The 21796-nt window shown below is 51.4% G+C and carries 31 protein-coding genes; 26 read left to right on the forward strand and 5 right to left on the reverse strand.

The window, feature by feature from the left end:
- Window positions 1-25: 25 nt before the first annotated feature.
- The 8 genes from F384_RS21300 (at window position 26) to F384_RS21335 (ending at window position 5968) form a co-directional block, all read left to right on the forward strand.
- Window positions 26-337 carry a DUF5405 family protein gene (locus F384_RS21300; protein ID WP_046493322.1) on the forward strand — a complete coding sequence of 104 codons (312 nt, stop codon included), beginning with the start codon at window positions 26-28 and terminating at the stop codon, window positions 335-337.
- A complete protein-coding gene (locus tag F384_RS21305; protein WP_046493325.1) occupies window positions 324-515 on the forward strand; it encodes a hypothetical protein in 192 nt (63 codons plus the stop codon). Before F384_RS21300 ends, F384_RS21305 begins: the two co-directional genes overlap by 14 nt.
- The gene (locus F384_RS21310; protein ID WP_046493326.1) at window positions 515-790 is read left to right on the forward strand and encodes a DUF5405 family protein; all 276 of its coding nucleotides are present in this window, start codon (window positions 515-517) and stop codon (window positions 788-790) included. The genes F384_RS21305 and F384_RS21310 overlap by 1 nt, the downstream gene beginning before the upstream one ends.
- The gene (locus F384_RS21315; protein ID WP_046493327.1) at window positions 780-3074 is read left to right on the forward strand and encodes a replication endonuclease; all 2295 of its coding nucleotides are present in this window, start codon (window positions 780-782) and stop codon (window positions 3072-3074) included. Before F384_RS21310 ends, F384_RS21315 begins: the two co-directional genes overlap by 11 nt.
- The gene (locus F384_RS21320; RefSeq protein WP_052746970.1) at window positions 3075-3380 is read left to right on the forward strand and encodes a hypothetical protein; all 306 of its coding nucleotides are present in this window, start codon (window positions 3075-3077) and stop codon (window positions 3378-3380) included. It begins immediately after the preceding gene.
- The gene (locus tag F384_RS21325) at window positions 3381-3617 is read left to right on the forward strand and encodes a hypothetical protein (RefSeq protein ID WP_046493329.1); all 237 of its coding nucleotides are present in this window, start codon (window positions 3381-3383) and stop codon (window positions 3615-3617) included.
- 212 nt (window positions 3618-3829) lie between these two features.
- Window positions 3830-4945: a ParB N-terminal domain-containing protein gene (locus tag F384_RS21330; RefSeq protein ID WP_046493332.1), complete on the forward strand. Its 1116-nt coding sequence runs from the start codon at window positions 3830-3832 to the stop codon at window positions 4943-4945.
- A gap of 3 nt (window positions 4946-4948) precedes the next feature.
- Window positions 4949-5968, forward strand: a complete 1020-nt coding sequence (locus tag F384_RS21335) for a hypothetical protein (protein ID WP_046493333.1) — start codon at window positions 4949-4951, stop codon at window positions 5966-5968.
- A gap of 2 nt (window positions 5969-5970) precedes the next feature.
- Here F384_RS21335 and F384_RS21340 read toward each other — a convergent pair whose 3' ends face one another.
- From F384_RS21340 to F384_RS21350, 3 genes are all read right to left on the reverse strand, one after another.
- On the reverse strand, window positions 5971-6978 hold the full coding sequence (locus tag F384_RS21340; protein ID WP_046493335.1) for a DNA adenine methylase: 1008 nt from the start codon (window positions 6976-6978) through the stop codon (window positions 5971-5973).
- 393 nt (window positions 6979-7371) lie between these two features.
- Window positions 7372-8409 carry a phage portal protein gene (locus F384_RS21345; RefSeq protein ID WP_023223238.1) on the reverse strand — a complete coding sequence of 346 codons (1038 nt, stop codon included), beginning with the start codon at window positions 8407-8409 and terminating at the stop codon, window positions 7372-7374.
- Complete coding sequence (locus tag F384_RS21350; RefSeq protein WP_046493337.1) at window positions 8409-10178, reverse strand: terminase ATPase subunit family protein; 1770 nt, start codon at window positions 10176-10178, stop codon at window positions 8409-8411. Before F384_RS21350 ends, F384_RS21345 begins: the two co-directional genes overlap by 1 nt.
- 164 nt (window positions 10179-10342) lie before the next feature.
- Between F384_RS21350 and F384_RS21355 the strand changes: the two genes are divergently transcribed.
- From F384_RS21355 to F384_RS21435, 18 genes are all read left to right on the forward strand, one after another.
- Entirely contained in the window at window positions 10343-11206 is an 864-nt protein-coding gene (locus F384_RS21355) for a GPO family capsid scaffolding protein (RefSeq protein ID WP_046493340.1), read from the forward strand.
- A 31-nt stretch (window positions 11207-11237) separates the two neighbouring features.
- A complete protein-coding gene (locus tag F384_RS21360) occupies window positions 11238-12398 on the forward strand; it encodes a phage major capsid protein, P2 family (protein WP_046493343.1) in 1161 nt (386 codons plus the stop codon).
- Window positions 12399-12401: 3 nt separating this feature from the next.
- Window positions 12402-13160 (forward strand): terminase endonuclease subunit, encoded by a 759-nt coding sequence (locus F384_RS21365; protein ID WP_046493346.1) that lies wholly within the window; start codon window positions 12402-12404, stop codon window positions 13158-13160.
- Between the two features lie 97 nt (window positions 13161-13257).
- Window positions 13258-13758 carry a head completion/stabilization protein gene (locus F384_RS21370; protein WP_000177982.1) on the forward strand — a complete coding sequence of 167 codons (501 nt, stop codon included), beginning with the start codon at window positions 13258-13260 and terminating at the stop codon, window positions 13756-13758.
- A complete protein-coding gene (locus tag F384_RS21375; protein WP_001100637.1) occupies window positions 13758-13961 on the forward strand; it encodes a tail protein X in 204 nt (67 codons plus the stop codon). Before F384_RS21370 ends, F384_RS21375 begins: the two co-directional genes overlap by 1 nt.
- Complete coding sequence (locus F384_RS21380) at window positions 13952-14173, forward strand: hypothetical protein (protein WP_000524754.1); 222 nt, start codon at window positions 13952-13954, stop codon at window positions 14171-14173. The genes F384_RS21375 and F384_RS21380 overlap by 10 nt, the downstream gene beginning before the upstream one ends.
- On the forward strand, window positions 14157-14666 hold the full coding sequence (locus F384_RS21385; protein WP_046493353.1) for a lysozyme: 510 nt from the start codon (window positions 14157-14159) through the stop codon (window positions 14664-14666). The genes F384_RS21380 and F384_RS21385 overlap by 17 nt, the downstream gene beginning before the upstream one ends.
- Window positions 14663-15076, forward strand: coding sequence for an Rz-like lysis system protein LysB (gene lysB, locus F384_RS21390; RefSeq protein WP_046493356.1), 414 nt, complete (start codon window positions 14663-14665; stop codon window positions 15074-15076). The genes F384_RS21385 and lysB overlap by 4 nt, the downstream gene beginning before the upstream one ends.
- Complete coding sequence (gene lysC / locus F384_RS30495; RefSeq protein ID WP_079935231.1) at window positions 14976-15221, forward strand: Rz1-like lysis system protein LysC; 246 nt, start codon at window positions 14976-14978, stop codon at window positions 15219-15221. The genes lysB and lysC overlap by 101 nt, the downstream gene beginning before the upstream one ends.
- Entirely contained in the window at window positions 15184-15651 is a 468-nt protein-coding gene (locus F384_RS21395) for a phage tail protein (protein WP_044701608.1), read from the forward strand. Before lysC ends, F384_RS21395 begins: the two co-directional genes overlap by 38 nt.
- Window positions 15644-16099 carry a phage virion morphogenesis protein gene (locus F384_RS21400; protein ID WP_046493363.1) on the forward strand — a complete coding sequence of 152 codons (456 nt, stop codon included), beginning with the start codon at window positions 15644-15646 and terminating at the stop codon, window positions 16097-16099. Before F384_RS21395 ends, F384_RS21400 begins: the two co-directional genes overlap by 8 nt.
- 13 nt (window positions 16100-16112) lie before the next feature.
- The gene (locus F384_RS21405; protein WP_046493365.1) at window positions 16113-16856 is read left to right on the forward strand and encodes a hypothetical protein; all 744 of its coding nucleotides are present in this window, start codon (window positions 16113-16115) and stop codon (window positions 16854-16856) included.
- Between the two features lie 74 nt (window positions 16857-16930).
- Window positions 16931-17572, forward strand: a complete 642-nt coding sequence (locus F384_RS21410; protein ID WP_046493367.1) for a phage baseplate assembly protein V — start codon at window positions 16931-16933, stop codon at window positions 17570-17572.
- Window positions 17569-17916 (forward strand): GPW/gp25 family protein, encoded by a 348-nt coding sequence (locus F384_RS21415; RefSeq protein WP_000213440.1) that lies wholly within the window; start codon window positions 17569-17571, stop codon window positions 17914-17916. The genes F384_RS21410 and F384_RS21415 overlap by 4 nt, the downstream gene beginning before the upstream one ends.
- A gap of 4 nt (window positions 17917-17920) precedes the next feature.
- Window positions 17921-18829: a baseplate assembly protein gene (locus F384_RS21420; protein ID WP_046493369.1), complete on the forward strand. Its 909-nt coding sequence runs from the start codon at window positions 17921-17923 to the stop codon at window positions 18827-18829.
- Window positions 18822-19433, forward strand: a complete 612-nt coding sequence (locus tag F384_RS21425; RefSeq protein WP_046493372.1) for a phage tail protein I — start codon at window positions 18822-18824, stop codon at window positions 19431-19433. The genes F384_RS21420 and F384_RS21425 overlap by 8 nt, the downstream gene beginning before the upstream one ends.
- Window positions 19430-20641: a phage tail protein gene (locus F384_RS21430; protein ID WP_046493375.1), complete on the forward strand. Its 1212-nt coding sequence runs from the start codon at window positions 19430-19432 to the stop codon at window positions 20639-20641. Before F384_RS21425 ends, F384_RS21430 begins: the two co-directional genes overlap by 4 nt.
- Window positions 20625-20810, forward strand: coding sequence for a hypothetical protein (locus F384_RS21435; RefSeq protein WP_046493377.1), 186 nt, complete (start codon window positions 20625-20627; stop codon window positions 20808-20810). The genes F384_RS21430 and F384_RS21435 overlap by 17 nt, the downstream gene beginning before the upstream one ends.
- Window positions 20811-20873: 63 nt before the next feature.
- Here F384_RS21435 and F384_RS21440 read toward each other — a convergent pair whose 3' ends face one another.
- Entirely contained in the window at window positions 20874-21305 is a 432-nt protein-coding gene (locus F384_RS21440) for a tail fiber assembly protein (protein ID WP_046493379.1), read from the reverse strand.
- A complete protein-coding gene (locus F384_RS21445; RefSeq protein WP_046493382.1) occupies window positions 21305-21796 on the reverse strand; it encodes a hypothetical protein in 492 nt (163 codons plus the stop codon). Before F384_RS21445 ends, F384_RS21440 begins: the two co-directional genes overlap by 1 nt.

The following is a 21796-nucleotide window of genomic DNA, read 5'->3' on the forward strand; positions in this document are numbered from 1 at the left end:
ATTTGTATTAATAAGGTGAGATCTAATGTCTGCTCATAATTATGTGATTATTAATAAATGGTTAATTATCTGTGCTATGCCCAACGGCGATTATCAGCTCGCGGAGTTGCGACACGATAAACAAACAGGAGGAGCATCACAGTCTGTTATCGCAATTTATCAGAATAAATTAAACCTCGTGGCTGACTCGGTGAATATGCTGGTCAAGCGCGCGATTTATTGTAGGGATATTTTCACAAATGAAGAGCTGGCAACGCTGACCGCTGAGTTTACTCGTAATTGCATTGATGGTGTAGCGATGTTCAAAAATAAAGGGGGTGGAAATGTCAGCAAATAAAACTAATGAACAAATCAGACGTGAAGCAACAAAAGAAGTTATTAACAAAATGCGCATTATTTCATTGGCTCAGGCAACCATTTTTGGTGTGGGTAATCCTGATGCCGGAAAATTAGTAAAAGAGTTGACCGACACAATTATCAACATTGTTGAAGCATCTTATCAGGAGTCTAACTAATGGGTGTTCGTATTGAAATAGGCGACCGCTATGTCGTCACCAGTGACCAGTTTCAATTTATTTTACGCGAGAAGAAAATCGCAAAAGCCGGGATTAACACCGATAAAGAATATCTTGATACTGTCGGATATTATCCGAAATTAAGCCAGCTTGTTTCTGGTTTGCTGCATCATACAATTCTGACCGGCGACGCAACCGCATTTGAATCGCTGGCCGTACAGGTTGAGCGCGTGGCCGAACAATGTCAGGCGGCTTTCTGCAACAATGGCCGTTGAGAACCGGGGGCGTGCAGCCCCTTCGCCTCCACCACCATTTCGCAAAAATGCCGGTGAGCCCTTCACCGGCGCTTTCCCATGGAATAAACCAAAAGCGGCCATTGGTCGCGACAGACCTCTTACACGTGCCGAATTCCGTCAGGTGCAAGCGGTTTTATTCAAAATTGACCGTCTGCCGTTCTTTCTGCGCTCACATTTTACCTCGCGTTATAACTACATACGCCGCACTAAAAGCCCGGTGCATGGCCTGTTTTACCTGAAAAAAACATTTGAAGAGCGGCTCTGGCCGCGCCTCGAGCGTGTTAATCAGGTGTACGGGATGGACACCAGTAAATCGATACGGCTTTTATCCGAACGCGATGAATTTGAAACGCTGCCCGACATGAATGACAAAGTGCTGAAGAAATTCGCCGCCCGATTATCTGCACAGATTTTCATGGCGTATGAAGAACTTAGCGATGAATACACTGAACGCTCAGGCAAAGAGGCGCTGTTTACCGATGGTGCTCAGTCGTTTCTTTACGGCCAGCTTGCTGGCGCGGTGCGCGCGCTTAACATCACCCCGATGCACTGGAAGAAATACCGGAAGGGTCAGATGACCATCCGTATGGCCTACTCAGCCATCGCGCGCATGATGAATAACGAGTGGTGGGTCAGCCAGCTTAAAGCCCAGCGCATGCGCTGGCGTGAGTCCCTGCTGATTGCTGCCGGTGAGGTCAATAAAGACCGTTCTCCGTATGCCAGCAAGACAGCAATTCGGGACGTTCACGCGCGCCGTCTGGCTAATCTGGAATACCTCAAATCCTGCGAGCTCGAGAATAAAGCGACAGGCGAACGTATCGACCTGATTAGCAAGGTCATGGCGAGTATTTCAAACCCTGAAATTCGTCGTATGGAGCTGATGAATACCATCGCCGGTATTGAGCGTTACGCCGCATCAGTCGGCGACGTTGGCATGTTTATCACCATCACCACGCCGTCAAAATATCACCCGACCCGTCAGGTTGGGAAAGGTGAGAATAAAACCGTTCAGCTTAATCACGGCTGGAATGATGAGGCGTACACGCCGAAAGATGGTCAGCGCTATTTATGCGGCATCTGGAGCAAAATGCGCACGGCATTCAAAGATAATGATTTGCAGGTGTACGGGATGCGCGTTGTTGAGCCTCATCACGATGCCACTCCCCACTGGCATATGATGTTGTTTTGCAAACGCAGCCAGCGTAAGCAGATTATCGACATTATGCGGCGCTATGCGATGAAGGAAGACGGTAACGAGCGCGGAGCGGCGCGTAATCGCTTCGAGGCTAAACACCTCAACAAAGGCGGCGCGGCTGGCTATATCGCAAAATATATCGCTAAAAATATCGACGGCTATGCGCTTGACGGCCAGCTCGATAAAGACACAGGTAAACCCCTGAAAGATACCGCCTCAGCTGTCACCGCATGGGCGTCAACATGGCGCATCCCTCAGTTTAAACCGATTGGCATCCCGACGATGGGCGCATATCGCGAGCTCAGAAAGCTGCCTCGCGGCGTCAGCATTGCCAGCGACTTTGACGAGCGTGTTGAAGCGGCTCGCGCGGCTGCTGATGAGGGGGAGTTTGATTTCTATATTGCCGCACAGGGTGGCGCGAATGTCAGGCGTGATGACCAGACCGTCAGGGTTGCGCGCACCACGACCGATGAGGTTAACGAATATGAAGAGGATATCGAGAGAGTCGTCGGTATTTACGCCCCGCATCTTGGCGCGGGTCACATTCGGATCACCCGTACATCAGAATGGCGAATCGTTCCAAAGGCTGTTGCCGTTGAGCCTTTGACTTTAAAAAGCGGCATCGCCGCGCCTCGGAGTCCTGTCAATAACTGTGGGTTGCCGGTCAACGGCACTACCACAGATATGCAGCCCACACCGTCTGAGCAAGCCGCAGCGGTGCTAGATCTCATTGATGCCGGGGTTATTGGTTGGGATGACCCGGAGGCCGTGAGGGTGCTCAGGGGCGCGCTAAAGGCGGGAGCTAAACCTCAAAACAGGCAGCAACGAAACCGATCACCGTTAAAACAGGATGAATTAGCACCTTCAGCGCGCCTGACTAAATCGCAGCGCGACCAGATATCACGCATCCGGTTTGACCTCGCACAACACGGTATCACGCAGGAACGGTGGGAACTGTATGTACTGGCACGGGGCGCAACGGTGACATATGGCGAGAAAAAATTCAGTTATGCGGTCGCTGATGAGTGGCCGGGGTATTCCAATTTTTCAACAATGGAGATTGATTAAATGACCATGTACACCGACGAAATAAAACAGGTTATCAAAGATAGCGAAGGAATGATCACGGCGCGAGACCTGCTATTTGACGTTATGCCGACTGCGGTATCTCGATTTTATCGTCTTTCTACCGCGCTAGAAAAACTGCGTCAGGAGGTGCGTAAACACTTCCCAGAGGCTAAGTACTACACGGTGGGTGGCGATGGCTTCGCGTTGGTTCTCGGGGATACACATAGCGGAAGGGATTCATCCGCAAATCATGAGTTAGCGGCGCTCATTTCAGACAAGCTACACGTTGAAGGTGGAGACTGGTAAATGCACAAACTACACCGTGAAATTCCGCTGCATAAGAACAGCAACATAAAACTGATGGGCATTGTGCATCGACTGCAACAAATAATGGTCAATGAGAACCTGACACCCGCCGAGCTGGTCGGGTGTGCCGAAATCGTCAGGGATAATTACGGGCGGCTGCATGATATCAGCAATCAGAAAATTGAGGCATTCATACCGGCGAGAGGTCCGATAATCCCGCCGCCACGTCGACCATAGGAAACGCCGACGGTGCTGAAACTTGCTTTCAGTGCTGACGGGGTTGAACAACGAGCCCCGTGAGGCGTTAGTGGTTTTCAGTATGTGCGTTGTATGTGGTAGGCTGCTATCTAACTTACTTCATGTTTTTATGGAAAAAAATCGAAAAGCATGGTAAAGAGGCAAAAAACGCATAGAATGTCGTTAAATTTATTTAGATTATGGTGCATGAAATGCCACTGACTGTCTTAGAACCATTCAAAACACAGATGATTTCCCCAGATGAATTAATCTTGGATGCTAAAAATCCAAGGCTTTATAACGGGAAAAGTTTTAATGACAATGCCGACCCGCATGAGCTGGTTAAGGCTCTCTCTGATACAGCTGATTTGGAGGAGTTGATTAAATCCATTTCAGAGAATGGATATATGTCAATCGAACCTTTGATTGTCATGAAAAAGGGTGCCAAATACGTTGTCTTAGAGGGGAATCGTCGTTTAGCGGCAATCAAGTTACTTACTGAACCGGGGTTGGCGCAAAAGTGTCGTGTTGTTGTTCCTAAAAGCCTAGACGCTCGTGTTATAGATAGCTTGAAAGAAGTAGCTGTATATCTCGTAAATGATGAGTCAGAGGCTCGTTCATTTATTGGTTTTAAGCATGTCAATGGTCCGCATAAGTGGGATTCTTTTGCTAAAGCGCAGTTTGCATATAAATGGTTTATAAATGAAAGGGCAAATGGGCTCACAATAGATGATATAACAAAGAAACTCGGTGATAGTAATAATACTGTGCGTTCTATTGTTAGTGCTATGTTTGTACTTGAACAAGCAAAAAATCAGGATGTATATGATATCCATGCTGATCGTATGTCTCCAAAGTTTTCATTTTCACATTTATATACTGCTTTAAATAGGTCTGAATATAAAGACTTCTTGGGGCTAGAGAGAGATTGGAATGTTACTCTTAAAGATAACCCTGTCCCATCGCAGAATATTGATAAGCTCAAAGATGTTCTTACTGGTCTTTATGGTTATAAAAAAGATAAGAGAGCTTCTTTAATCTCATCCCAGAATCCTGATTTAAAATATTTTGGCGAGGTTTTGGCTAATGAAGCATCATATGAAGCCTTTAAGTCTGGGGTTGAAAGTCTGTCTGAATTATATAAGCAGGCCGGGGATCCACTTCAGCACATTAAAGATGCTTTTCTGGAGATAAACAAGCAACTTGATACTATATCTTCTGTTCTGGATAGGACTGACTCGTTAGATGATACAACGAAGAACTATATTGAGCAATTTAAGAAAAAAGTATCTAAGGTTCAATTTCAATTGCAGAGTATTGAGGGATAATAAATGCAGTTGTTACCTTATCCGGAGAGTCATCATATTCAAGTTAAATTAGATTGGCTTGAATTGTCATGTTTGTCGAATATTTACTTTACTATGCGTATTTCGGAGTTAAGAAATATTCTTGAGAATTTAGATTCTTTTACATCCTCTGATATAGGTGAGGAAGATGCTGAAGTAGAAAATGAAATACAAAGGTTGCTGGAGCAATATCAACAAAGAAAAGACATTTTAGGTGACAGCTATCCATTTGTTTTTAATGAACAAACGCTTTGTCTTGAGTTAATAGAAGGTACATTGGAACAACTGACTGTTGACCAACATATCTATTTATATTGCTTGTATTTTTCTCATATGTCAGCATCGAGGTTATTTAGTGGTTTAGAAACTCCAACTAACCAACAGCGGGATTTATTACAGATTGCTGCAACCATTGCTTTAGCCGGTTATGTTCAAGGCCATAGTATTTCATTCGGTTGGCCAAGACCAGATAGCTCAAAGTTTTATGATGCGTTAACTCGAGCTGTTGATTTAATAGGGGAGGGAAGAGTCAAATCTATTGAGGATGTAAATCGTTATTTACAGTCTCGCCCTCATAAAGATGCTGGTATTGATGTTATTGCATGGAAGGATAACAATCCTCGCGATATGTACCCCGGTAATAAAATTATTTGTTTTGCGCAAGTTGCGAGTGGAAATGACTGGCGCTCAAAAGCAGTAAAAGAAGATATCTCTGTTATACAAAATCATTGGCTGTCGCAAAGAATATATAGAATAATTGATGCGATTGTTATTCCATTTGATTTCGAAAGTGATGACGAGTCTATAAAAAGAGATCATATTTCTCTGATAGCAGAGGAGTTTGGAGCGGTGTTACATAGGCTACGGTTGCCAGCTTGTTTTAAGAAGGGTTTAGAGCTTTTGGTTTCTAACCCGGAGTTGCTAATAGAAAGAGGGAATGAAATAAATAATATTTCACAATATGTGATATCAACAACTGCAACGTTGCAACAAGAAGCGGCCTAATATTAGGCCGTTTTAATAGCTTTTTTTTCAATCGAAATTTTACTTTCAGATTCTAATATATCGACAGTAAATAGTGACTCTGGCATTCTTAATCGAGAGTCTGCTATCATTAGTTCTTTTCCAACCTTGGCTTGGTTCATTACATAGCTTATCTCTACCGCTCTTGCGCCATGCTTTGAATATAACTCATGCACTAATGGATGGTCATCATAAGAAATTAGCCAACGGTTTGCATAACCGGCTATATAATCCTTAAGCTCTCGGTGCTGTGTATCATCGAAACAAAAGTTTTTAGAGTAAATATTTCGACCCTCTTTAACATAAGGAGGATCAAGATAAACAAAGTCATTTTCATAATTATCTTTGTTATCAAATCTTTTTAAAAAGTCAATGCAATGTTCATTGTAAACAAATATAGATTCACGCATGCTTGCAATTTTTTCGAGCTTCTTAATAAGGGTGCTTACAGTGTATCTACAATCAATTTTATATTTTCCTGATTGGTCTAAACCACCAATTGGCCCTGCACTTAGTACCCCAGATCTATTTGCTCTGTTTAAATAAAAAACACTGAATCCGTACTCGAGTTTAGTGTGCTTATTGGGGTCACTAATACTTGACTGATAAATTTTCTTTTGATTATGCCATTCATCGATACTTGGTATATTCTGATATACCATATCTAACAGATTATCGGTGTTGTTAAGTAGTTGATCCCAAAAACAAAACAAAGCATAGTTCTTGTCATTTAAGTGGATCTCTTTGACATATCCGCCCAATAACAGAGAAAGCGATGCACCAGCGCCGCCACAAAACGGTTCAATAAACCGTGCACCATTTAACTTATTATGCATGAGGAAAATAGCGAGAAATGAAGCAAGCTTGTCCTTGCCACCTGGATAGCGGAATGGTGAACTGGCTCTAGGGACATCGTGAACCCCAAACAACTTGCGTACTGATTTTTTGCTAAGTTGTTTTATCGCTTCATGTTCAAGGATTCTCTGATCCATATTTCACCGTTACTCTTATGAAAAATATTTCTATTATCGCATGCGATATTTGTTCCTGCAATAACGGTAGCTCATGCATCTATAGAGTGCATGAATTTGCATTTATGTTTTTTGGTCACTGACTCTTTCGTGTGCTAATCCCCAAGCGGGGTCGATTACCTAATGCAACTGCATGAAAACCGACCCATAAAGCGGGCAGGCGTGGCGGGGATAGCATTGCGCGCTGAGGCGGGTATTTATTTTATTTTTCCAGCGCCTGAGCGCGTCCCTGTGGCGTTGTTGTGGTCGTGGGTGAGTAATGAGGCGAAGCGAAGCGGCGACGGCGTGTCGTGGCGCTGAGGGCGTTGTGTGCGGTGGGGGTAAAGCCGCCACGACGGGCGGCTGTGAGTGGGGTTACTCGTCGTCGCCGAGGCTATATTTTTCGAAGCGGATAATCTCTTCACCCGCCCATTCGTTCAACTCCATAAACCGCGCCTGTAGCGGGGTCAGTTCGTTACGCACAAAGACCTTTGCCACCTTCTCAACGTCACCCACTGAGCCGACGTTCTCGGGCTTACCGCCCATAAGCTGGAACGGGATGCGGTGCGCGTCGAGCAGGTCAGCGGCGCTGACTTTTTTGATATTAAAAAAATCATCCTTCGTGGCGACTTCGCTCAGTGGCACAATTTTAATCCCGTCTGCTTTACCATTCGGCGCGTAAAAAAACAGGTTCTTAAAATTGCCGAGCCCTTTCGAGTCGCGCATCGCCTTTCGCAGTGCCTCGACGTCGGTGCTGCTTTGCGCGGCGTCGGTCACATACATGATGTAACCCGCATGCGCGCCGTTCTGATAATACTTGCGACGGAACAGGGTCGCCGATTCATTCAGCCAGGCTGAATTGAGTGCGCTCAGGTATTCCGGCATCCCGTAAAGCTCCTGATTAATATCGGGCTCGAGCAGGTGGAAGACGGAGCCGGGCGCGAACTGGTGCGGCTGTGTGTAGCTCTGAATGTACCAGTAAACGTCATCCTCGATGCCACGGCGGGTGTATTTCGCCGGTGAGGTTTCCAGTTTTAACGGCTTGCCGGTCAGGCTGCGACGCTCTTCGATAAACGCATTACCAAACACCAGATAGTCGAGCGCAAACCGGGTGAAATCCTGACGGGATAACAGCGGGTGCGGGATGTAGGTCGACACCAGAATATTACGCTTCACGTAAATCGGTGAGCTGTGGTGCACGGCGGCGCGCATGCTCTTCGCCAGCCCGGAGAAACTTACCGGCGGCTCGTACCACTGGCCGTTATCGATACACTCGACGTAATCGAGAATATCGCGGCGGTCGAGTACCGGCGTCGGCTCACCAAAGGTGAATGCCTCCATGCTCTGTGCCGGTGCGGCGGTGTGGTTTTGGGTGCGCGGCGGCTGCTGGCGCTTGTTGCGTTTCTTGCTCATTAGTTCCACTCCATGATGCTGGATGACTGCTCACCGGTCGCGGCGGTCAGCGGCTCATTGATTAATACGTGCATGGTTGCCCACGCGAGATCGGCGTGACTGGCTTCCTCGGTGCGGCTGGCCTCATAGGTCGAGCTGCGCCCGCTGCTGGTCATGGTTTTGCGGATAGACATAAACGACTGCGTGATATCGGTCGCGCTGACGTCGTACTCGAGGCAACCGCGGCGAATGGTGTCTTTGGCTTTGAGCACCATCGCGGTTTTCATTTCCGGCGTGTAACGGATTTCACGCGCGGCCGGGTAGAACGAGCGCACGAGCTGGAAAACGCCCTGACCGAGCCCGGTCGCATCGATGCCGATATATTCCACGGTGTATTTCTGCGTGAGCTCGCGAATGGATTCGGCCTGTTGGGCAAAGTCCATCCCTTTCCACTGGTGGCGCTCGAGGATGCGGAATTTGCCCCCGGCAACGACCGGCGGCGCGATGACGACGCACCCGGCACTGTCGCCACGTAATGACGGGTCGTAACCAATCCACACCGGGCGGTGACCGAATGGCCGGTCGGCAAATGGCGCGTAGTCCTCCCATTTCTCGAGGCTGTCGACCATGCAGCGCTGTAGCTCTTCGAACGGGAATACCGACGCTTTATCGTCGACGAACTCGCACATAAACAGGTTGCGGAACTCATCGACACTGTTCTCGCGCTTCAGCGTATCGATGTTGAACAGGGTGCACCCTTTGGCGAGTGCGTCCTCGATGGTGACAATCTGTCGCCACTGGCCGTCAGGACAGGCGACGCCCTTCGCGAGTGCGGCGTGACTGATATCGATATCGACGCGCTCGCTCTTGTCTGAGCGCCCCTTGTTGAACTGCTCACCCGACCAGAACGGGTAAGCGCCGTGCGCCAGCGATGAGGGGGTCGAAAAATAGGTCGTGCGTAAATGCTCCTGTGACGACATGCCCCCGGCGACACGCTTCAGTTTCTGGAAGTTGGGGATCCAGAAAATTTCGTCGACATACAGGTCGCCGTTGTGACTCTGTGCCGTGTTGGCATTGGTACCGAGAAACATCAGCTCCGCGCCATTGTTGCCGAGCACAATCGGGTCGCCGGTGAGTTCAACGCCAGCCTGTCGGGCAAAGGCGATGATGTATTTTCGGAACACGTAGGCCTGTGTCTTACTGGCCGATAAAAATATCTGGTTGTGGCCGGTCTTCAGCGCCTGTAACAGCGCCTCACGCGCAAAATAGAACGTCGCGCCAATCTGTCGCGATTTCAGGATGTGCCTGATGCGGTGCGCCAGCCCCGCGCGCCACCACTCAAGCTGATAGTCGAAAGACTGCTCGAGGAAAATCTCTTCGAGTTTCTCGATAGCCTCTTCGCTGAAAAAATTCTTTTTCGGCTTCTTCTTTTCCCCTTTGTTGCGGTTGGCCACGTTCGGGTTTAAATCCGCTTCGTTGCCGGTCTGGCCGTAGCGGTTTACCCGCGCGAGGCGCTCCATCTGGCGCGCCAGAAAATCCGCGACCTTAAAGTCGTGAGCCGTCAGGTCAGGCTTGGCATAGAGCTGAATCAGCCGCGCCTCGAGCGTGAATTCAACCCGGTTTAACGGGGCGGTTTCTTCCCATTTATCGCGCTGTTTCCAGCTCTGCACCGTGGGGCGCTTGACCTGTAACTGTTCCGCTATTTGTGGCACGGAATAGCCCTGCCAGAACAAAAGCGCGGCCTGTCGTCGCGGGTCGCTGAGTAATGATGTGTCGGTTGTAGTGGTCATAAAACCTCACTGTGATGAGTACACGGCAAGGCTAAAGATTCAGGGGGGATGAATCGCTAACCCCCTGTTGTGTCAGGGGTTGCACTTCTGTAACCGGTGGCTGGCGAGGGAGGGAGTCGGGAAACTACATCCGACCCGATAACCCAACTCAGGACACCTGACTCATGGCTAAAAAAGTTTCGAAATGGTTTCGCATCGGCGTCGAGGGTGACACCTGCGACGGTCGCGTCATCAGTGCGACCGATATTCAGGAAATGGCCGACGGCTTTGACCCGCGCGTCTATGGCTGTCGCATTAACCTCGAACATATCCGCAGCGTTATTCCCGACAGCCCGTTTTGCCGCTATGGCGACGTCACGGAAGTGAAAGCGGAAGTGATCGACGACGATTCGGCACTTAACGGCAAGCTGGCGCTGTTCGGCAAAATTGCCCCGCTCGACAACCTGCTCGCGATGCTGGCGAAAGGCCAGAAAGTTTACACCTCGATGGAAATTCGTCCGAACTTTGCCAACACCGGCAAATGTCACCTCATCGGGCTGGCGGTAACCGATGACCCGGCGAGTCTCGGTACCGAATACCTGCAATTCTGTTCCCGCGCACAACAAAACCCACTGGCCGGGAAGAAAGACCAGCCGGGCGACCTGTTCTCAGTGGCAACCCTTGCCGAGCTGGAATTCGAAGACCTGCCCGACACCCTGCTGACCAAACTCAGCGACACCGTGAAAGGCATCTTCAGCCGTAAACAGACTGACGACGATGCGCGTTTCGGTGATGTACATGAAGCTGTGACCGCCATCGCCGAGCGGGTGCAGACCGGCGGCGAAAGCGCCGGGGTGCGTTTCAGTGCCATTGAAGCCGAACTCGCCGACGTCAAAAAAGCGCTGGCCGAGCAGGCCGACGCCACCTCGCAGCAATTCAGCACCCTGACCACCACGCTGGAAAACACCGAAAGCAAATCACAGGCGCGCCGCAAGTTAAGCACCGGTGGCGACGGTGATTCGTCTGGCTCCACGCTGACCGACTGCTAACCCCTGATAACTCCGAAGGAATACAAAACCCATGCGTAAAGAGACCCGTTTTAAATTCAATCAGTACCTGAGCCGTATCGCCGAGCTGAACGGCATCGCGGCCAGCGACCTCGACAAAAAGTTTGCCGTCGAGCCGTCGGTGACGCAGACCCTGTTTGACAAAATCCAGCAGTCGTCCAGCTTCCTGAAACTCATCAACATGGTGACGGTTGGCGAGCTGACCGAAGAGAAAGTCGGCATTGATGTGACCGGCTCCATTGCCAGCACCGCTGACACCGACGGTGGCGTCGAGCGTAAGACCGCTGATTTTGGCAAGCTCGATTCGTACCGCTATTTCTGCCACCCGGTGAACTTCGACTATCACCTGAAGTACGGCAAGCTCGACCTGTGGGCGCGTTTTCAGGATTTCCAGATTCGGATCCGTAACGCCATCATCAAGCGTCAGGCGCTGGATTACATCACCATCGGCTTTAACGGCGTGAGCCGGGCGGCGACGTCTGACAGTAGCAAAAACCCGTTACTTCAGGATGTGGCTGTCGGCTGGTTGCAGAAATACCGCAACGACGCGCCTGAGCGTGTGATGTCCAGCGTCACCGACGCTGACGGTACCGTGATTTCGAACACCATCAAAGTGGGTAAAGGGGGGCATTACGCCAACCTCGACGCGCTGGTCATGGATGCTTTCGAGTCACTGGTCGCGGAAATTCACCGCGAAAACCCGGAAATGGTTGTCATCTGTGGTCGCCGTATCCTGACCGACAAATACTTCCCGATGATTAACAAGTTCCAGGCAAACAGCGAACAGCTCGCCGGTGAGCTGATTATCAGCCAGAAAACCATCGGCCAGCTTCAGGCGGTGCGCGCGCCATTCTTCCCGGCAAACAGCGTTTTCATCACCACGCTGGATAACATTTCGATTTATCTGTACGAGGACGGTCACCGCCGCCACATCGTCGAAAATCCGAAACTCGACCAGGTGGAAAACTACGAACAGGTCAAAGTCGATTTCGTTATCGAGGACTACGAGGCCGGTTGCCTGATTGAAAATATCGAGATCCTCGAACCGGAAGAACCCGCCACCTCGGAACCAGTGAGCGCGGAAGTCTTCGCGGCGGCAATGGTCAAAGCGATGCAGTCTCTGACAGGCGACGCACCGGCTGAAACCAGCGCCACTGACGGCAAGGAGGCATAACCGATGGCAACCCCCGCACAGCGTCATGCGATGCGGGTCTCGGCTATCAGGGCATCGCAGCGGGATAACGCCCCGCTGCGTCATGCCTCACCTTACGAGCAAATGCTCGTCAAGCTGGCCGCAGACCGCCGGACGCTATCAGCAATTCGTTCTAAAGAACGCAAAGCGGATAAAAAACGCGAATTACTCCCGCTGTACCTGCCGTGGGTCGCTGGCGTACTGGAAAGTGGCACCGGCGCACAGGATGACATTCTGATGACGGTGATGCTCTGGCGTCTGGATGCGGGGGATATCACCGGCGCGATTGAGATTGCGCGCTATGCGCTGCGTTTCGGCCTGTCGATGCCGGAAAACCATTCCCGCCCCGCGCCTTACATGCTGGCCGAAGAGGTCGCGCTCGCGGCTCTCCGCGCCCGTATCGCCGGTGAGCCGGTCGACGCTGCGCAACTGCTCGAGGTCATCGGGCTGACCGATACCGCCGATATGCCTGACGAAGTACGCGCCCGACTGCATAAGGTCACCGGTCTGACCCTGCGTGATGCCGGTCAGCCTGAGAATGCGCTTTCTCACCTGCAACGCGCCTTACAACTCGACACCAACGCCGGGGTAAGAAAAGACATTGAGACCCTCACTCGTGAGCTGAACCCGAAACCGGTCGCCGTCAAAAAAACAGCGCTGAAAGCCGCGAAAAAGGCACCCGCGAAAAAACAAGATTCACCGGTGAAACGAGGGCGTGGACGCCCGAAGAAAGTCGCCGGTTAACAGAACGCGCCCCGCGCCGGGCGGCACGCTGGTCAATGTCGGTGATTCACCGTAACTGCGACCGGCGTCCACCGCCCACCTATTTACTGAGGTACTCATGACCATGATTGTGATGAATAACCCGGCGCAACAGCGCGACCCGATGGTCATCCCGCCGGTGCCGGTCGACGAGCCGGTGATTAAAAACACGGCCTTTTTCCCGGATGTTGATCCGAAGCGCATGCGCGAAGAAATGCGCCTCGAGCAGACCGTGACGCCGGTGCGTCTGCGCCGGGCGATTAAAACCGCGATGGCCGAGACCAACGCCGAGTTAACCGACTGGCGCGACCTTCAGCTCGCCGCCGGTTATCAGCGCCTCGAGGATGTGCCGACGGATGAGCTCGACGGCGAAAGTGTGCGGGTTTTTCACTACTTCAACGCTGTTTGCTCGATGACGACCGCGACGCTGTACGAGCGTTACCGGGGCGTTGATGCGAGCGCCAAAGGTGACAAAAAGGCCGACAGCATCGATGACACCATCGATGAAATGTGGCGTGACATGCGCTGGTCGGTTGCCCGTATCCAGGACAAAGCGCGTTGCATCGTGGGGCAAATCTGATGAACGTCATCGCGCATCAGGGCGACACGCTCGACACGTTATGTCAGCGGCATTACGGGCGCACTGAAGGTGTGGTCGAGGCGGTATTGCTGGCTAATCCGGGGCTCGCCGAGCTGGGTGTCGTCCTGCCACATGGCACGGCGGTCAGTCTGCCTGAAGTCGACGCCGCACCGGTATCGGAGACCGTGAATTTATGGGACTGACTGTGGATAAAATCACAACCTTTCTGACCTACTGGCTGTCAGTGGTGCTGGCGTATTTCGGTACGCAGACACCGGAACGGCTCGCGCTTTATGTCGGGGGAAGCTGCGCCATTTTTACTGCGCTGGTTAACTTCTGGTACCAGCGAAAGAAATACCGCTATCTCGTCTCGATGGGGATTGATAAGGGGGTTATTCGTGGGCTCATTCGTTAAACGTTGCAGTGTGGCCGTCGTGCTGGCGCTGGCGGCACTGGTGCCTGATTTTCGTTTGCTTCACACCTCGCCGGAGGGGCTCGCGCTGATTGCCGACCTCGAGGGGTGCCGGTTGCGCCCTTATCAGTGCAGCGCGGGCGTGTGGACGTCAGGCATCGGCCACACTGCCGGGGTGGTACCGAAACGGGATATCACCGAGAAGGAAGCCGCCGCGAATCTGGTCGCTGATGTGCTGAACGTCGAGAAACGACTCGCGGTCTGTGTGCCTGTTGAAATGCCACCCGCCGTCTATGACGCGCTGGTCAGCTTCGCTTTTAACGTCGGTACCGGCGCGGCCTGTCGCTCAACGCTGGTGTATCACCTGAAACACCGGCAATGGTGGCAAGCCTGTGACCAGCTCACCCGCTGGGTGTTTGTGAATGGTGAGCGTAATACCGGGCTCGAAAATCGCCGCTTTCGCGAGCGCGCCTACTGCCTGAAGGGGGCGAAATGAAAACGATAGTCGTGTTGTTAGTGCTGGCGGTGGCCGGGCTGCTCTGGATGCGCCACGAAAACACCACGCTGACCCGCTCCTTTGAGCGGGCGAACAAGGTCGCAGGTGAACAAAAAACGGTGATTACCATGCTGAAAAGCCAACTTAAAACGGCCTCCCGTATCCGTGGGGAAAATGAGACCGCTCAGGTCTTACTGCGCGGTGAGCTCATCGATGCCGGAGCGCGGGCGCAACGCCGGGAACAGACCATTACGAGGTTACTCAATGAAAATGAACAGCTTCGCCGCTGGTATAGCGCTGATTTACCTGATGCTGTGCGCCGGTTGCACCAGCGCGCCGCCTGTGCCGACGCCGGTGATTGTTTACAACGCATGCCCGAGGGTCAGTCTTTGCCCGATGCCGGGAAGTGACCCGACCACCAATGGCGACCTGAGCGCGGATATACGCCAGCTCGAAAGCGCCCTCGAGCGCTGTGCGCTACAGGTCAGAACCGTGAAAAACTGTCAGGATAAAATCGATGTACAAGCCGAAGAGTCTGCGAAAAGCCTTAACTGACGCCGTGCCGGTGCTGGCACGAAACCCCGATATGATGCGTGTCTTTATCGACAACGGGAATCTTGCCTCGACGCTGGCGACGTCGCTGTCGTTTGAGAACCGGTACACGCTGAATGTGGTGGTGACTGATTTCACGGATGATATCGAGCTGTTACTCGTCCCGATTCAGGCGTGGTTGCGCATCCATCAGGCTGACATTATGACGACCGATGAAGGGCGTAAAAAGGGATTCACCTATTTTGCTGATATCAACGACAATGACAGCACCGATATCAGTATCAGCCTTATGCTGACCGAGCGCACCCTCGTTAAAGAGCAGGGGGATAAGCTCCACGTCGAACAGGCAGAAGAGCCGCAGCCGCCGGAACCCGTTACCCGGCCAGTTGAGCTGTATGTTAACGGTGAGCTCGTGAGTCGATTGCATGAATGACTTTAAACCCTTTGACGATAAGCTCGCGGGGCTGATAGCGGCGCTGTCTCCTGCCGCCCGTCGCAGAATGGCCGCAGATATCGCGAAGACCCTGCGAGCCCGTCAACAGCGCCGGATTAAAACGCAGAAAGCACCGGACGGGACACCTTACGCCGCCCGAAAACGCCAGCCGGTAAAAGCCAAAAAAGGCCGGGTTAAGCGGGAAATGTTCGCCAAACTCCGCACCAGTCGTTTTATGAAAGCCTCAGCGGGGAATGACACGGCGGTCGTGGAATTTACCAGCAAGGTACAACGAATGGCGAATGTGCATCAGTACGGCCTCAAGGATAAGCCAGGGCGAAACAGTGCGCCGGTGCAGTACGATGCCCGACCGCTCATCGGTTTTGATCAAGACTCTATTCAACTCATTGAGAATGCGATATTAATAAGATTATCCAGGAGTGGTTGAGAACGTTGATGTTATGAATTTAAAATTTAGCATGCTGAGACAACGGATAAAAAAGTCTCAAAAAATCGTTATGGATAGGATTATCGCGGATCACAACGCCGAGATTTGTGTTCTCTGTGGGAGTGAAAATGAAATTACTCGGGAGCATATTATTCCTCAATGGGCTTTTGAGGCTGACCAAACAAAGTTTCTTATTAATACTAAAAACAATCAGTCTGCCAGTTATATAAAATCAACCATACCGGCTTGTAGGGGGTGTAACTCAGATTTACTTGGCGCTTTTGAAGACTATTTAAAACGATTATTCCGTGATAAAGATGGCTCAGAACTGAATTCATATGAAGTTGATTGCATCATATGGTGGTTACAGTACATGGGTTTCAAACTGCAACTGATGGACTTGCGCTCTCGATTCCTAAGGTATAAGGGCGGGGATTATATACCTTTTATTGCGGATATCCCTGTTGCAATGTTTTGGGGCGATATTGATACGACTCCACACAAGGTTTTTCGCACGATAAGACGAACAAGAAGAACTCTTATTAAAATGAATAAATACAATAAGAGAAATTCATTATTGGTATTTAATACAACAAACCCTAGCTTTCATTTTTTTCATAAAGTAGATGAGTTTATTTTTATTGAAATGCCTCAGGTAAAGAAAGCTTTCTTTCTTTTCTACAACAAAGAGTTTGAACAACATAAAACCGCGCATGCTGAGTGCATGGACGTAATCAAAAAAGTTTACAATAGTTAATCCCGATGTTGTGCCACCGACAGTAAAACCCGCATCAATTGCCGTTCAGAGCACCGGGCGGCATCCTTTCTTGCATGAATACTCGCGCAACTCTTCAGGACGCTTTACGCCTCCTTCGCAACCTGATACGCACCGGCGTCGTTGTCGAAGTCGACCTCGATGACGGGCGCTGTCGCGTCCAGACTGGCGGCATTGTTACCGACTGGCTTCAGTGGCTGACCACGCGCGCCGGTCGCTCACGTGTCTGGTGGGCTCCGTCTGTGGGTGAGCAGGTTTTACTGCTGGCCGTCGGTGGTGAGCTCGACACCGCTTTTGTGCTGCCCGGTATTTTCTCCGATGACCACCCCGCGCCGTCGGCATCGGCTGATGCATTTCACATCACCTTTCCTGACGGGGCTGTTATCGAGTACGAGCCGGAGACCGGCGCACTGACTGTGAGCGGCATTAAAACCGCAGATGTTACGGCGTCGGATTCCATCACCGCGACGGTACCGCTGGTGACGGTGAAAGCCGAGACCCGCATCACCCTCGACACCCCGGAAGTGGTCTGCACCAACAAACTGACGACGGCGACGCTTGAGGTACAACAAGGCGGCACCATGCGCGGAAACATCGAACACACCAACGGTACGTTTAAATCAAACGGCGTGCAGGTCGACGACCACGGTCACGGTGGTGTGCAAAGAGGTGGAGCCTGGACGGAGGGCACGAAATGACGACCCGTTATATCGGTATGAACAGGGAGACCGGGCGCGCCATCACTGACGCCGATCATATCCGTCAGAGTTGTGGCGATATTTTGCGAACGCCGGTCGGCTCTCGCGTGATGCGTCGCGATTATGGCTCGCTGCTGTTCTCCCTGATTGATATGCCGCAGACCGATGCGTTGAGACTGCAAATTATGTGTGCCTGTTATATGGCGCTGCTGAAGTGGGAGCCGCGCATCAGCATCAGCTCGCTGACGGTCGAGCGTCAGTTTAACGGTCAGATGATTGTTGAGCTGACCGGCGAGACCCGGGACACCGGCAAAACCCTGTCACTGACTATTCCTGTGAGTTGAATTTATGGCAACCATCGACCTGAGCCAGCTCCCCGCGCCTGACGTTGTGGAAACGCTGGATTTTGAAACCATTCTCGCGGAACGCAAAGCGACGCTGGTCTCGCTTTACCCTGAAGAACAACAGGACGCTGTTGCGCGTACTCTCGCCCTTGAGTCTGAGCCACTGGTGAAGTATCTGGAGGAAAACGCCTATCGGGAGGTTATCTGGCGTCAGCGTGTGAATGATGCGGCGAAAGGCTGCACACTGGCTTACGCGAGTAATAACGACCTCGATGTGATGGCCGGAAACAACAACACCGGGCGACAGATTGTGACGCCCGCCGATGACAGTACTATCCCGCCGACACCTGCCGTCATGGAATCTGATACCGATTTACGGTTACGCGCACAACAGGCCTATGAAGGGCTCAGCGTGGCTGGTCCGGTAGGTGCATATGAATACCACGGTCGCAGCGCCGACGGTCGGGTCGCTGATATCTCGGTTGTCAGCCCGTCACCGGCCTGTGTGACCATCACCGTGCTGTCACGCGAGGATGACGGCACCGCATCCGATGAACTTCTGACCATCGTTGAAAAAGCACTAAATGCTGAAGAGGTGCGCCCGGTTGGTGACAGGGTGACGGTGCAGAGTGCTGAAATCGTGCCGTATCAGATTGACGCCACGCTGTATTTTTATCCGGGGCCGGAGGCCGCGCCCATCCGTCAGGCCGCAGAGGAAAAACTCAAGACGTATATCACCGCACAACAGCGACTGGGCCGCGACATTCGTCAGTCAGCCATCTATGCCGCCCTGCACGTCGAAGGTGTGCAGCGTGTCGAACTGGCCGCGCCACTGGCTGACATTGTGCTCAGTAAATACCAGGCATCCTGTTGCACCGAATACCGCATCGCTGACGGGGGTGCTGATGAGTAATAACCGGCTGTTGCCTGTTGGCTCATCGCTGCTCGAGGTTGCCGCCGCCCGCGCGGCCGCAGATATCGAGCGTGTGCCGGTACCGCTTCGCACATTGTGGAACTGGCGTACCTGCCCGGTGCGGCTGTTGCCGTATCTGGCGTGGGCGTTTTCGGTTGACCGGTGGGATGAGAACTGGCCGGAGGCGACAAAACGCAGCGTCATCGCCTCGGCGTTTTTCATCCATGCCCACAAAGGCACTATCGCCGCCTTACGGCGCGTGGTGGAGCCGCTGGGCTATCTGATTGAGGTTAAGGAGTGGTGGGAACTCAACGAAGAGCCCGGAACTTTCCGGCTTGTTGTTGGCGTACTCGAGACCGGCATCACCGATGAGATGTACCTCGAACTCGAGCGCCTGATAGAAGGGGCAAAACCGGCAAGCCGACACCTGACCGGGCTCGCTATCAGCCTGAGCACCACCGGGCGCGCTTATGTGGGCGCAAGCTGCTATGACGGTGACCTGTTAACCGTTTATCCCTATGCCGCCGGGGAAATTGTCGTCGGTGGTGAGTTTTATCCGGCTTCGGCCATTCATCTGATTGATAACCTGCGAGTAAGCGCATGACAACTAAATATTTTGCCATCCTGACCAATCAGGGCGCGGCGCGACTGGCAAACGCGACCATGCTCGGTACAAAACTGAATATCACACAAATGGCTGTCGGTGATGGTAACGGCACGTTGCCGACGCCTGACCCGGCTCAGACAAAACTCATTAACCAGACCCGCATCGCGCCGATTAATTCACTGAGCGTGGATGCTAACGACGCCGGTCAGATTATTGCCGAACAAATTATCCCGGAAAATGAGGGTGGTTTTTTCATCCGTGAAATCGGTCTTTATGATGACGATGGCATTTTGATTGCTGTCGCCAACTGCCCGGAAACCTACAAGCCGTTACTGGCCGAGGGGAGCGGTAGAACGCAGACCATTCGCATGATTCTTGTTGTCTCGAGCACGTCGGCGATCACCTTAAAAATCGACCCGTCGGTCGTGCTGGCAACCCGCAAATATGTTGACGATGCGGTCATCGAGGTAAAGAACTACGCTGATGAACTAATGCGCAACCACGAACAGTCGCGCAATCATCCCGATGCAACCACTACCGCTAAAGGTTTTACGCAGCTTAACAGCAGTGTGACGGATGACCGCGAGACACAATCGGCAACCCCGAAAGCCGTAAAAATTGCGATGGACAATGCGAATGCACGGCTGGCTAAAGAACGCAATCTCGCCGATTTACCTAATCCGGCACTGGCGCGCCAGAATCTGCAACTTGGTGACAGCTCGATGAAAAACACCGGTACAACGGCCAATACTGTTGCGGCGGGTGATGATGCACGTATCACCGGCGCGATGCAGAAAAGCCAAAACGGCGCGGATATTCCAGATGTGGCGAAGTTTCTCCAAAACCTTCATTTGGGAGAAGTGGCGAATGCTCCGTATATAAAGAGTCGTGGAGGTAATGCTAATGGTAGTTGGACTATCTGGTCTGACGGGGCAATTGAATTGACCGGGATGTCTCAAGGGGTCGTTAACGGACTAGCTACGATAAATTATCCTATTGCGTTGCCCTACGTCAGTCGCCATATCAGTATTGCTGAACACCAGGCTGTCGATACTGGCCCTACAGATAATTATGTACACGTATCAACAATTATTGGTGATCAGGTCACAAAGTCAGGATTTAAAGCGCGTTGTACGATGGCGGCAACTGGCACGCCATCATCTAGTGGTTTTTCTTGGAGGGTTTATTGTGCCCCGTCTGTTTAATCCTAATACCATGACTGAAGTAATCCCAGGGTTCCACGATATTACCGGTGCCATTGAATTGCCGGATGACAACTGGTTTTTCACAACAGATGAAATGCCGGACGGCAAAATACTCACCGTTAATAATAACGGCGAGCCTGTGATGATTGATATTATTCAGGATAATTAAGCCATTCAATGTCTGACGCACTGGCGGTGTCTACCGCTTCCAGTGCGCCGGATATCAACTGGCCTACGCCTCCGGAGGAACAGGCCAGCTAATATTCTCAGGGTCGATTGTCACATCGACCGCCTTAACCTCATTTTTATAGCCCTGCCACGCCGATAGCTTAGCTCTGTTGGCGTCGCTGATTTCACCTAGCATCAATTCTGTACGCCAGTCGAGCATCACTTCATCAGCATAGTTAAGACGTTGCTGGCGCTCATTCTCTGCTGCTGCTATCCAGTCTTCCTGTGATGGTGGAGGCAAAGCCACCCAGGATGGCATATTGCTGGCATCCGGTTGCATGGCAAAACCATCACGGCATCCGAGATAAAACTCCTGATAGACTGAATCATCAACCTGAATACAGTCTTCAGGCCACGCACCGAGGGCATCGTAATAATCAGGTTTCAGGTCGCTGTTATAAAATGTATTCTTTGTCGGACTGTAGAAATAATTCATCAGACACCCTCCGCGATAAATCCAACACTCCATCCACCATTATCCCCGGTAATACTTAGTGTAAACCCCGTGGCTGTTATGGCAGTAATAGCCAGCCCTTCGACACTTGCTCCATGCGGTGATTGCAATACAGGAATGACATACCAGCACTGACGGGCAAATGGCGTCGGAAAATTAATCTGAACCTCCTTATTAACCACTCCGGCAGCACCAGAGAAACTACTTTTAAAGAACTGTTTCAACACTCCGCCAGTTATCCGATGAAAGCTACTACCGAACGAAAACTCATCCTCACACACATTGCGACGCCATGGCGTTGCTGTGTCTAATTTGACAGGGGAGTTGCTAAATCTGTGGTGGAGTTCACCAGCAGCATTAATAAAAATCTGTGCCCTCCGGTTCTCAGCATACGATGACTGAAATCCAGCCCCGTTCGCGGGGACCTCATCACTATTTGCGCTGTATGCCAGAAACTGATTCTTCATCCCCAT

The organism is Citrobacter amalonaticus Y19, from assembly GCF_000981805.1.
Classification (GTDB): Bacteria; Pseudomonadota; Gammaproteobacteria; order Enterobacterales; family Enterobacteriaceae; genus Citrobacter_A; species Citrobacter_A amalonaticus_C.

Coding starts and splice junctions, on each gene's coding strand:
- F384_RS21415 (WP_000213440.1), top strand. CDS start 17,569: ATGACGACCCGTTATATCGGTATGAACAGGGAGACCGGGCGCGCCATC.
- F384_RS21440 (WP_046493379.1), bottom strand. CDS start 21,305: ATGAATTATTTCTACAGTCCGACAAAGAATACATTTTATAACAGCGAC.
- F384_RS21315 (WP_046493327.1), top strand. CDS start 780: ATGGCCGTTGAGAACCGGGGGCGTGCAGCCCCTTCGCCTCCACCACCA.
- F384_RS21340 (WP_046493335.1), bottom strand. CDS start 6,978: ATGGATCAGAGAATCCTTGAACATGAAGCGATAAAACAACTTAGCAAA.
- F384_RS21375 (WP_001100637.1), top strand. CDS start 13,758: ATGAACGTCATCGCGCATCAGGGCGACACGCTCGACACGTTATGTCAG.
- F384_RS21405 (WP_046493365.1), top strand. CDS start 16,113: ATGAATTTAAAATTTAGCATGCTGAGACAACGGATAAAAAAGTCTCAA.
- F384_RS21400 (WP_046493363.1), top strand. CDS start 15,644: ATGAATGACTTTAAACCCTTTGACGATAAGCTCGCGGGGCTGATAGCG.
- F384_RS21300 (WP_046493322.1), top strand. CDS start 26: ATGTCTGCTCATAATTATGTGATTATTAATAAATGGTTAATTATCTGT.
- F384_RS21420 (WP_046493369.1), top strand. CDS start 17,921: ATGGCAACCATCGACCTGAGCCAGCTCCCCGCGCCTGACGTTGTGGAA.
- lysC (WP_079935231.1), top strand. CDS start 14,976: ATGCTGTGCGCCGGTTGCACCAGCGCGCCGCCTGTGCCGACGCCGGTG.
- F384_RS21325 (WP_046493329.1), top strand. CDS start 3,381: ATGCACAAACTACACCGTGAAATTCCGCTGCATAAGAACAGCAACATA.
- F384_RS21430 (WP_046493375.1), top strand. CDS start 19,430: ATGACAACTAAATATTTTGCCATCCTGACCAATCAGGGCGCGGCGCGA.
- F384_RS21365 (WP_046493346.1), top strand. CDS start 12,402: ATGGCAACCCCCGCACAGCGTCATGCGATGCGGGTCTCGGCTATCAGG.
- F384_RS21395 (WP_044701608.1), top strand. CDS start 15,184: ATGTACAAGCCGAAGAGTCTGCGAAAAGCCTTAACTGACGCCGTGCCG.
- F384_RS21320 (WP_052746970.1), top strand. CDS start 3,075: ATGACCATGTACACCGACGAAATAAAACAGGTTATCAAAGATAGCGAA.
- F384_RS21335 (WP_046493333.1), top strand. CDS start 4,949: ATGCAGTTGTTACCTTATCCGGAGAGTCATCATATTCAAGTTAAATTA.
- F384_RS21355 (WP_046493340.1), top strand. CDS start 10,343: ATGGCTAAAAAAGTTTCGAAATGGTTTCGCATCGGCGTCGAGGGTGAC.
- F384_RS21305 (WP_046493325.1), top strand. CDS start 324: ATGTCAGCAAATAAAACTAATGAACAAATCAGACGTGAAGCAACAAAA.
- F384_RS21360 (WP_046493343.1), top strand. CDS start 11,238: ATGCGTAAAGAGACCCGTTTTAAATTCAATCAGTACCTGAGCCGTATC.
- F384_RS21370 (WP_000177982.1), top strand. CDS start 13,258: ATGACCATGATTGTGATGAATAACCCGGCGCAACAGCGCGACCCGATG.
- F384_RS21410 (WP_046493367.1), top strand. CDS start 16,931: ATGAATACTCGCGCAACTCTTCAGGACGCTTTACGCCTCCTTCGCAAC.
- F384_RS21310 (WP_046493326.1), top strand. CDS start 515: ATGGGTGTTCGTATTGAAATAGGCGACCGCTATGTCGTCACCAGTGAC.
- F384_RS21350 (WP_046493337.1), bottom strand. CDS start 10,178: ATGACCACTACAACCGACACATCATTACTCAGCGACCCGCGACGACAG.
- F384_RS21345 (WP_023223238.1), bottom strand. CDS start 8,409: ATGAGCAAGAAACGCAACAAGCGCCAGCAGCCGCCGCGCACCCAAAAC.
- lysB (WP_046493356.1), top strand. CDS start 14,663: ATGAAAACGATAGTCGTGTTGTTAGTGCTGGCGGTGGCCGGGCTGCTC.
- F384_RS21425 (WP_046493372.1), top strand. CDS start 18,822: ATGAGTAATAACCGGCTGTTGCCTGTTGGCTCATCGCTGCTCGAGGTT.
- F384_RS21445 (WP_046493382.1), bottom strand. CDS start 21,796: ATGGGGATGAAGAATCAGTTTCTGGCATACAGCGCAAATAGTGATGAG.
- F384_RS21330 (WP_046493332.1), top strand. CDS start 3,830: ATGCCACTGACTGTCTTAGAACCATTCAAAACACAGATGATTTCCCCA.
- F384_RS21380 (WP_000524754.1), top strand. CDS start 13,952: ATGGGACTGACTGTGGATAAAATCACAACCTTTCTGACCTACTGGCTG.